This is a genomic window from Marseilla massiliensis (assembly GCF_016899855.1).
Taxonomy (GTDB): domain Bacteria; phylum Bacteroidota; class Bacteroidia; order Bacteroidales; family Bacteroidaceae; genus Prevotella.
In genome coordinates, this window is sequence record NZ_JACJJG010000115.1 from 1 (window position 1) to 8,317 (window position 8,317).

General features: G+C 52.4%; 4 protein-coding genes and 1 tRNA gene. 4 read left to right on the forward strand and 1 reads right to left on the reverse strand.

Translation table 11 applies throughout. From position 1 onward, the window contains the following. Positions 1-98: 98 nt before the first annotated feature. Positions 99-2,588: a TonB-dependent receptor gene (locus tag H6A34_RS12575; RefSeq protein WP_205105801.1), complete on the reverse strand. Its 2,490-nt coding sequence runs from the start codon at positions 2,586-2,588 to the stop codon at positions 99-101. 107 nt (positions 2,589-2,695) lie between these two features. Here H6A34_RS12575 and H6A34_RS12580 point away from each other — a divergent pair. The 4 genes from H6A34_RS12580 (at position 2,696) to H6A34_RS12595 (ending at position 8,074) form a co-directional block, all read left to right on the forward strand. Then, positions 2,696-2,767, forward strand: a tRNA-Arg gene (locus H6A34_RS12580). A gap of 715 nt (positions 2,768-3,482) precedes the next feature. Beyond that, positions 3,483-3,725 (forward strand): hypothetical protein, encoded by a 243-nt coding sequence (locus H6A34_RS12585; protein WP_205105802.1) that lies wholly within the window; start codon positions 3,483-3,485, stop codon positions 3,723-3,725. A 418-nt stretch (positions 3,726-4,143) separates the two neighbouring features. Then, positions 4,144-6,537, forward strand: coding sequence for a TonB-dependent receptor (locus tag H6A34_RS12590; RefSeq protein WP_205105803.1), 2,394 nt, complete (start codon positions 4,144-4,146; stop codon positions 6,535-6,537). A gap of 103 nt (positions 6,538-6,640) precedes the next feature. Continuing rightward, a complete protein-coding gene (locus H6A34_RS12595; protein ID WP_021947782.1) occupies positions 6,641-8,074 on the forward strand; it encodes a DUF4374 domain-containing protein in 1,434 nt (477 codons plus the stop codon). Positions 8,075-8,317: the final 243 nt, after the last annotated feature.

Here is an 8,317-nt window from a genome sequence, read left to right on the forward strand (position 1 = left end):
CTCTCGTTGCTTATCTGCCAACAAGAGTAATGACTTTAACTACTAAGCGAACGCAGTGAGCGATAACTCCTTTTAACAACTATAACTCCTTTAAAGAATCATTCCATCCCTTCCATTCCGCCGCCTTCGCCGCTCATGTTGGCACTGTTGTTAACCTTCTTCTTTGGCGCTTTGGCCTTCATGTTACCGAAGCTGTAGGTCAGGGTGAAGTTCATTGAGCGGCCGCTTCCCCAGTTAGTCTGGTGGCGTGTGAAGGTGTCCGAGCTGGTGAAGTTCTCGAACTTACGTGTGTTCAGCAGGTCACGGCAGTTGACGGCAAGCGTCAGTTTGCGGTCAAGGAATGTCTTGCGCAAGCCTAAGTTCATGCTGAAGTTACCCTTGCGGTAGCCCTGCGTGATGACCTGACGCGAGCGGTAGCGGCCCGTGAGCTGCACTGATATGTCGTAAGGCAGCATGAGCGAGGCCTGCATGCGGGCGTTCCAAGTGAAGTTGTTGTTGCCCTCTCCATTGATTGTTTGCCCGTCGATGTCGTACGTAAAGCCGTTCAGCTTGTAGTAATAGGCGTTGGCCGTGGTGGTGAGGGTAAGTATCTTGAATAGCTGGTTCTTCAAGACAAGCTCAAGACCGGTGCTCAGGCTCTTGGCAACGTTCATGTAAGTCTGGTACATCATGTTGTCCGTGCTGCTCTGGTAGTTTATGCGCTGGATGACGTCCGACGTCGGGCGGTAGTACGCACTGACAAGAAGCGAGTGCTCGGGCCATGTCTTCAGGTAGTTAAGCGAGAACGAGTTGCTGTACTCAGGGGTAAGTTCGGGGTTACCGAACGATGTCATCGAAGCGTCGCGAGTGTTGCGGAAGCTGTTGAGCTGGCCTCCCCACGGACGGCGCAGACGGCGTGTATAGTTAAGCTGAAGCTGCTGTGTCTCGGTAAGTTGGTAAGAAAGGAACACGCTGGGGAAGAGCTGGAAAAAGTCGTTCTTGAACGGTTTGTCGCGCTTCGAGGGGTCATGTTCCTGCTCGTAGTTGTAGCTTTCGGTGTTGACTTTCCAGTATTCGCCGCGCAGTCCGGCCATAACGCCCAGCTTGCCGAGCTTTACCGACGCAGTGGCGTACAGCGCGTGGAGGTCCATGTTGTATATGAAGCGGTTGTAATATTCCGTATCCTCTGTCTGGTTGGCGCCGTCCCAAGACGTCTCGTCGATGTAACTTTCCTGCGGAGAGTTCTCCCGGCTGAAGTTACTCTGGTATCCGGCTTGCAGCGTTATGTTGTCGGTAATGGGGTTCTCGTAGTCGAGTTTCACCTCCCAAGAGCGGTTACGCATGTACATCGGTCGGTTCTGGTAGTCGTATTCCGTGGGCAGCGGCTCGTCGAAATACGTCGTGCTGTCCTGGTAGATGTTGCCTTGGTCCATGCTCCACTTGTTGAAATCGACGGTAAAGTCGAGGTAGTGGCGGTCGGTGAAGTTGTGGCGGTAGTTGAACTCGCCGTAGAACATGCGCATGTCAGAGCTTCCCGACGAGCGGCGCAACATCATGTAGCTGTCTGTCGGCGCGCCTATCGTACCATAGTGGTAGGGTGTCGTGCCGCCGTTGTGGCGTCCGCCTATCATTGTCATGCCGCTTAGCGAGAATGCGTCCTTGTCCGTTGCGTTATAGGTTATGCCCGCGCGGGCGAACAGGTTGTTGCCCATGCGGTCGTTTTCGGTCTCGTATGACTGGTACTGGTTGGTGTTGAGGTACTCCTGATAGCTGCGTGAGCCGCCTTCGTTGCTGCGGTGGCGGTAGCCAACGTTTACGTAACCTTCCCACCGTCCGATGTTGAAGTTGATGTTGCCGCTGGCGTTCGCGCTGCCGTTGGTGTTGCCTCCGGCCTGCACCGAGCCGTAATATCCGGCTGTGCGGTTCTTCTTCAGCACGATGTTTATTATTCCGGCACTACCCTCGGCGCTGTATTTTGCCGACGGGTTGTCGATTACCTCAATGCGGTCAATACTCTCGGCGGGCAGCTGTTGCAGTATTTCGGCGCGGTTGTCGCTGGTCAGTCCGCTGGCCTTACCGTTTATCCATACCTCCACGCTGGTGTTTCCGCGCAGCGATATGTTGCCGTCTGTGTCAACCTCTACCGACGGAATGTTCTCCAGCACGTCGCTTGCCGCGCCGCCGGCGTTGCTTATGTCCTGCGTCACGTCGTACGACTTGCGGTCAACCTCGAGCCTCATTGCCGGGCGCTGGGCCGTCACGGTGACCTCGGCCAGTGTCTGGCTGTCCTCGGAAATGCCGAGCTTCTTGAAGTTGGCGTGCCTGTGCTGCTCCTCCACGGTGAAGTTCTTGTTTACCTCGGTGTATCCGATACATGTCACCTTGACCGTGTACGAGCCGTATGGCAGGCTCGAAATGCTGAACAGGCCCTTTTCGTCGGTGATGGCGCCCTTTATGAATTTTTGTGTGGAACTATTGTAAACGGCTATATTGACGTAGGGCATTGACTCGCCGGTAGCCGTGTCCACGATTTTTCCGCGTACGCTGCCTTGCGCGTGGCAGAGGGCTGCGCTCAATATTAACAGACTAAGAATAATAAGTTTCTTCATGACACTTATTATGATTAAAACAACATCAAAAAGTTTAATCGTTTATATGTTTTTTCACAAATTATTTGGTTTTACGCCTTAAACTGACTACCTTTGCACGCGAAAAGGGTCTCATAGTTCAATGGATAGAACAAGTCTCTCCTAAAGATTAGATTCGAGTTCGATTCTCGATGAGACCACTTTGCAAGTCGCCCGACGGTTGTTACAAGACTGTCGGGCGGCTTTTTTCGTGCCGTTAGGCGTGCTCATGGCGATTGTTTCAGGGCGTTCGGTGTATGGCATGTTTATGGATTCCCTGTAAAGCACGGAACCGAAGGTCGGCGAAAGTCCAATGACAATATGACTTGACGTTTGAGAAGGACATTACGCTTATATTATATTAAATTAACGTTAGCCATCGGTCGAGCACTGTTGCGTTAACACTTGAAAATCCGGGAACCAGAATTTGGAGCGGCTCTGGTGGCCGCCTGAAAGTCGGTTTTTGGTCGTTCAAAATGCAATTGATGGCCTTCGATGATGCGAAAGGCCGTCTTTCGCCGTGTAAAAGACGGCCTTTGGCGTTGCCGTTAGCGGTATTTTGCAAGGCCGTTTTGCGCCTGTTTGCCGTGTTTTATACCGTCTTTTGTTGCATAATTAGTGTATAAATATCCCGTGATTTATGTAATGCCTTGATTTATAATGTGTTATGTTGAGGTTTGTATTTTTGCGTATTTATGTGCCGAAGTACTTTTGTTTGCGGATAATCGAAAATCAGAAGATGTGCTTTAACGTTTTTAACTTCGTTAAACATACAGCCCGTCTGCGTCACATCGGTGTGGTGAAAAAATGTAGTTCTTTTGTTGCCGTTTCGGAAAATAAGAGCTATATTTGCATCACGAACAATGTTTTTGCGGCATGGGAAACTGGAGCGAGCGGCAGGATGAGCGCAAGGAGCGTAGGGAGAAAGACCGGTCGAGGCGGGAAAAGCTTGCCGGTTACTTTTTCGATATGTCCAAATTGATATTCGCCGCGTTGGTATTGGGAGGCTTGACGCCGCTGTTTTCTGACTCGGGTGCGCACGTAAGCTGGATTACAATGCTGTCGGGTCTGCTCGCGACGTATTTCTTTGCCTATTTCGCTAACAGGATATTGAAGTGATAATATGGATGCTTTGACTATTATTTTTTTGACTGCTGCCATTGTTGGCGGCGTGTTGGTGGGATGGACTTTCACCAAGTCGGGCAAGAAGTGGCTGTCCGACCTTTGATGCGCGTGCCCCTGCCAGTCGGCATTCGGCGTCCCGCAATGGCGTGCAAGGGTGTGACGTGTCCTGTTATTGCGCTTTTTCATATCCCCGTTTATATGCTTGCGTAAGATTGTCCGTGCGCAAGTTTTTTGTTTTCATAGCCCCTTTTGTTTTCTTTCTGTTGCCGTGCCTGAGCACTCTTGTAGGTATATTTAGCCGTATAAAATGCCATAAAGATGTGTTTAAAAAATACTTACTTTTTGCGATTGCAGGTGTTCGGCCGACACGTTACCTTTGCATGCGTAAATCATTAGGCAATAAATTCAAGACATGTTTAAGGTAAATAGATTGAAAACAACGCTTTTATTAACGCTGTTAGCCATTTCAGTGTCCATCTGCGCGCAGGGTAACGGCGACGGGATAATATCCGGACGTATCATTTCAGGCGACAAGGACGCCGCACGCTACGCCACGGTGAAGCTGAAAGGCACGGGCTACGGCAGCGCCACCAACGCCGAGGGACTGTACCATGTAAAGGCTCCTGCGGGAGAGTACACGCTCGTTGTTACGGCCGTGGGCTACGAGACGGTGGAGAAGAAGGTGGCCATCCGTGCCGGAGAACGTATTAAAATGAACATACGCATACACGAGGAAGCCATACAGTTGGGCGAGGTTTCGGTAGTGTCGGCAGGCGTAAGCCGCGTCAAGAACTCGGCCTACAACGCCGTGGCTGTTGACACCCGTGGCATGCTTAATACTACAAAAAGCCTTAGCGAGGCCCTCGCCAAGGCTCCCGGACTGAAGCTCCGCGAGAGCGGCGGCGTAGGTTCTGACATGAACCTCATGCTCGACGGCTTCAGCGGCAAGCACGTCAAGGTTTTCATCGACGGAGTGCCGCAGGAGGGAGTGGGCTCGTCGTTCGGCCTGAACAACATCCCCGTGAACTTCGCCGACCGCATAGAAGTGTATAAAGGTGTCGTCCCCGTAGGCTTCGGAACCGACGCTATCGGCGGCGTAATCAACATTGTCACCAACAAGAAACGCCGCCGGTGGTTCGTCGATGCGGCGTATTCCTACGGCTCGTTCAATACGCACAAGTCGCACGTCAACTTCGGTCAGACCTTCAGTAGCGGCTTTACCTACGAGATAAACGCCTTCCAGAATTACTCCGACAACGATTACTACGTTGACGCCCCGGTGTTCGACTTCGCCACGAACAGCCTTAATACCAAGGAGCTTCACCGCGTAAAACGCTTTAACGACACCTACCATAACGAGGCTGTAGTGGCCAAGGTGGGCTTCGTGGACAAGCCATGGGCCGACCGCCTGCTGCTCGGATTCACCTGGTCGCACATGTATAAGGACATACAGACCGGCGTAAGGCAGAAGACTGTGTTCGGTCAGAAGCACCGTTACGGCCACTCGCTCATGCCGTCTCTTGAATATTCAAAGCGCAATCTCTTCATCAAGGGCCTGAGCGTTGTCGCCACCGCCAACTACAACCGCAACTCTACGACCAACGTCGACACCGCCACCTACCGCTATAACTGGCGTGGCGAGCGCCAGAAGAAGAGCGACCCGGGAGAGCAGTCGTACCAGTTCATGCGCTCGGACAACGACAACTGGAACGCCACCGTTACCCTTAACTACCGCATAGCGCACGGACATACGCTGACGTTCAATAATGTTTTCAACGCTTTCAGCCGTGAGAACACCTCCTTATTATATGATACCGAGACCACGGAACCTATCGGCAAGGAGACCCGCAAGAACATAGCAGGCCTTTCTTACCGCCTGATGCCGTCGGAAAAGTGGAACGTTTCAGTATTCGGAAAGTACTACAGCCTGTACGTTGCCGGCCCTGTCGCCACGGACGAGAACTCGTCCGACTTCGTGCGCCGCTCACGTTCGCTCGACTCATGGGGCTTCGGCGCCGCCGGAACGTACTTCATCCTGCCCGGTCTGCAGGCCAAGCTGTCTTACGAGAAGGCGTTCCGCCTGCCCACGATAGAGGAAATGTTCGGCGACGAAGACCTCGAGTCGGGCAGCGTAATGCTGCGTCCGGAGCAGAGCCACAACGTCAATGTCAACCTGAGTTACCAGAAGACGCTCGGCCGCCATTCGTTTTACGCCGAGGCCGGTTTCATATACCGCGACACGAAGGACTACATCCAGCGCTCCATCGGAGAGCTAAGCGGCAACCGTGAGGGCGCCTTCTACGAGAACTACGGCAAGGTTAAGACCACCGGATACAACTTTTCCTTGCGCTATAACTTCGGCCGTTGGCTCAGCATAGGCGGCAACTTCACGCAGATGGACGTAAAGGACAACGAGCGTATCATGGTCGGTAGCACGTCGGTTGAGAACCCCGTGTACGGTTCGCGCATGCCCAACGTGCCTTACCAGTTTGCCGACAGCGACGTAAACTTCTACTGGCACGGCCTCGGAGGGAACGACAACATGCTTACGTTGACGTACGACAACCAGTATCTGCACAGCTTCTGCTATTACTCGGAGGGCGTGCAGGCCTCCAACTTGTCGGACTATATGGTGCCTACGCAGTTCTCACACAACCTGACTCTTACCTACAGCCTCGACAACGGGCGGTATAACTTCTCGGTAGAGTGCCGCAACTTCACTGACGAAAACCTCTATGACAACTTCAGCCTGCAGAAAGCCGGGCGCGCGTTCTACGCTAAAGTGAGGGTAAACCTTGGTAAGTGAAGAGTGAATAATTAAGAGTCAAGAATTAAATACCTTATTTATATCGGGCCAACCAGGCTTATTTGTCCTATTATTATAATATAAATCATCAATCAATAAAGCAATGAAGAAATCTTATCTTTTGACCGGACTGTTCGCTGTTGCGGCTTCCGGCGTGTTCTTTACATCTTGTTCCGACGACGATAACGGCGGCGGTGGCGGCGGAAGCGGCGACACCGTGAAGCCTTACGTGATAACCGGTACGACCTCGGGGTCGGGCACTTCTGCCAACATTCTTACCACTGCGGAGAGTCTTGAGGGCGAAATCACGCTCAGCGGACTGGCCAACGACGGCGCCACTTACTGGGTGTTCCACTCCAACAAGTATCTTTACGCCCTTAACTACCAGGACGGCGAGGACGGCACTACTTACTCTTACGTGCGCAACGCGTCGACGGGAGAGATCGAGCAGAGGCCTATGGAGTACTTCGTTACGCGCTTCACGAGCTACGGAACGTATGACAACGAGATTATAACGACGTCGAGCGGAGAGGGTAATCCTGACTGGGCTGACCCCGTGACCAGCTATATACCGTATGTGTTCAAGGTGTCACACCTTGACGTCGTGAACGAAACGTTCTATTCTAACACTACGACTGACGGCGGAAGCGAGGGCGTTGTGAGCGACGAAGATTACATTTGCGAGAACTTCTTGGGCAACGGTGAGTACGTTACGTTGTCCGGAATAGAGCAGGTCGGCAGCAAGATTTACTCTGCCGCCGTGCCTATGGGACTGACGCAGTACGGCTGCCAGCAGTTTACCGACGCCGAACGCACTAAGTATAAGTATGTGCGCGAGGGGTATGAGGACCTCATTAAGACTGAGGATGGCGGTTCGAACAGCAGCGCATACAAGAAAGGCGAGCTGCAGTGGACGCAATATCCCGACGAGTGTTGGGTGGCGATATTCACCGACAACACGCTGACGGAGAAGAAACTCCTCAAGACTGACAAGATAAGCTATGCCTGCGGACGCATGAAGTCGCAGTATTACCAGATGGTATGGGCCACCGACGACGGCCGCTACGTGTACGTTATCTCGCCCAGTTACGCCAAGACGATGGCAGACTCGCGCCAGCAGACCACGCTGCCGGCCGGCGTTGTGCGCATAGACACGCAGACCGAGGAGTTTGACGACTACTACTGTAACCTTGAGCAGCTGTCGCAGAACGGTCTGCAGCGCAGCTGGTACATCGGCGACGACAACTTCCTGTTCCTTATGTACGACGCTCCCATCACGTCGTCTACGAAGACTGCCAACCGCCTTGCAATATTCAACGCATCGGCCAAGACGCTGACAGAGGTTTCCGGTCTGCCTTCAGACGTGTCGGGCTTCGGCAAGGCTCCATACTTCGAGAACGGTTACGCCTACGTGTCGGTGAACACCGAGAGCGGCTATCCCGCCGTATGGCAGATTAACCCGCAGTCGGGCGTGGCAATGAAGACCCTCACCGTCAGCGGCGCCACCACCCTGACGGGTATAGGAAGGATTGATTAAGGTTTTGCGGTTATTAGGTTTTAAGGTTATACGGTTATTGGGTTTTAAGGCCATATGGTTGAATGGTTGTGAGCTTATACGGATATAAGGTTTTTAGGTTTGTAATATTTTAAGTGAGGATGTTCACTAATAATTGCGAACTTGGCAACCTTAAGTCCCTAAACCTCAATAACCGTATAACCTTAAAACCGCATAACCCCATAACCGTGCGACCTTAAAACCGCATAACCGTAAAACCTTATT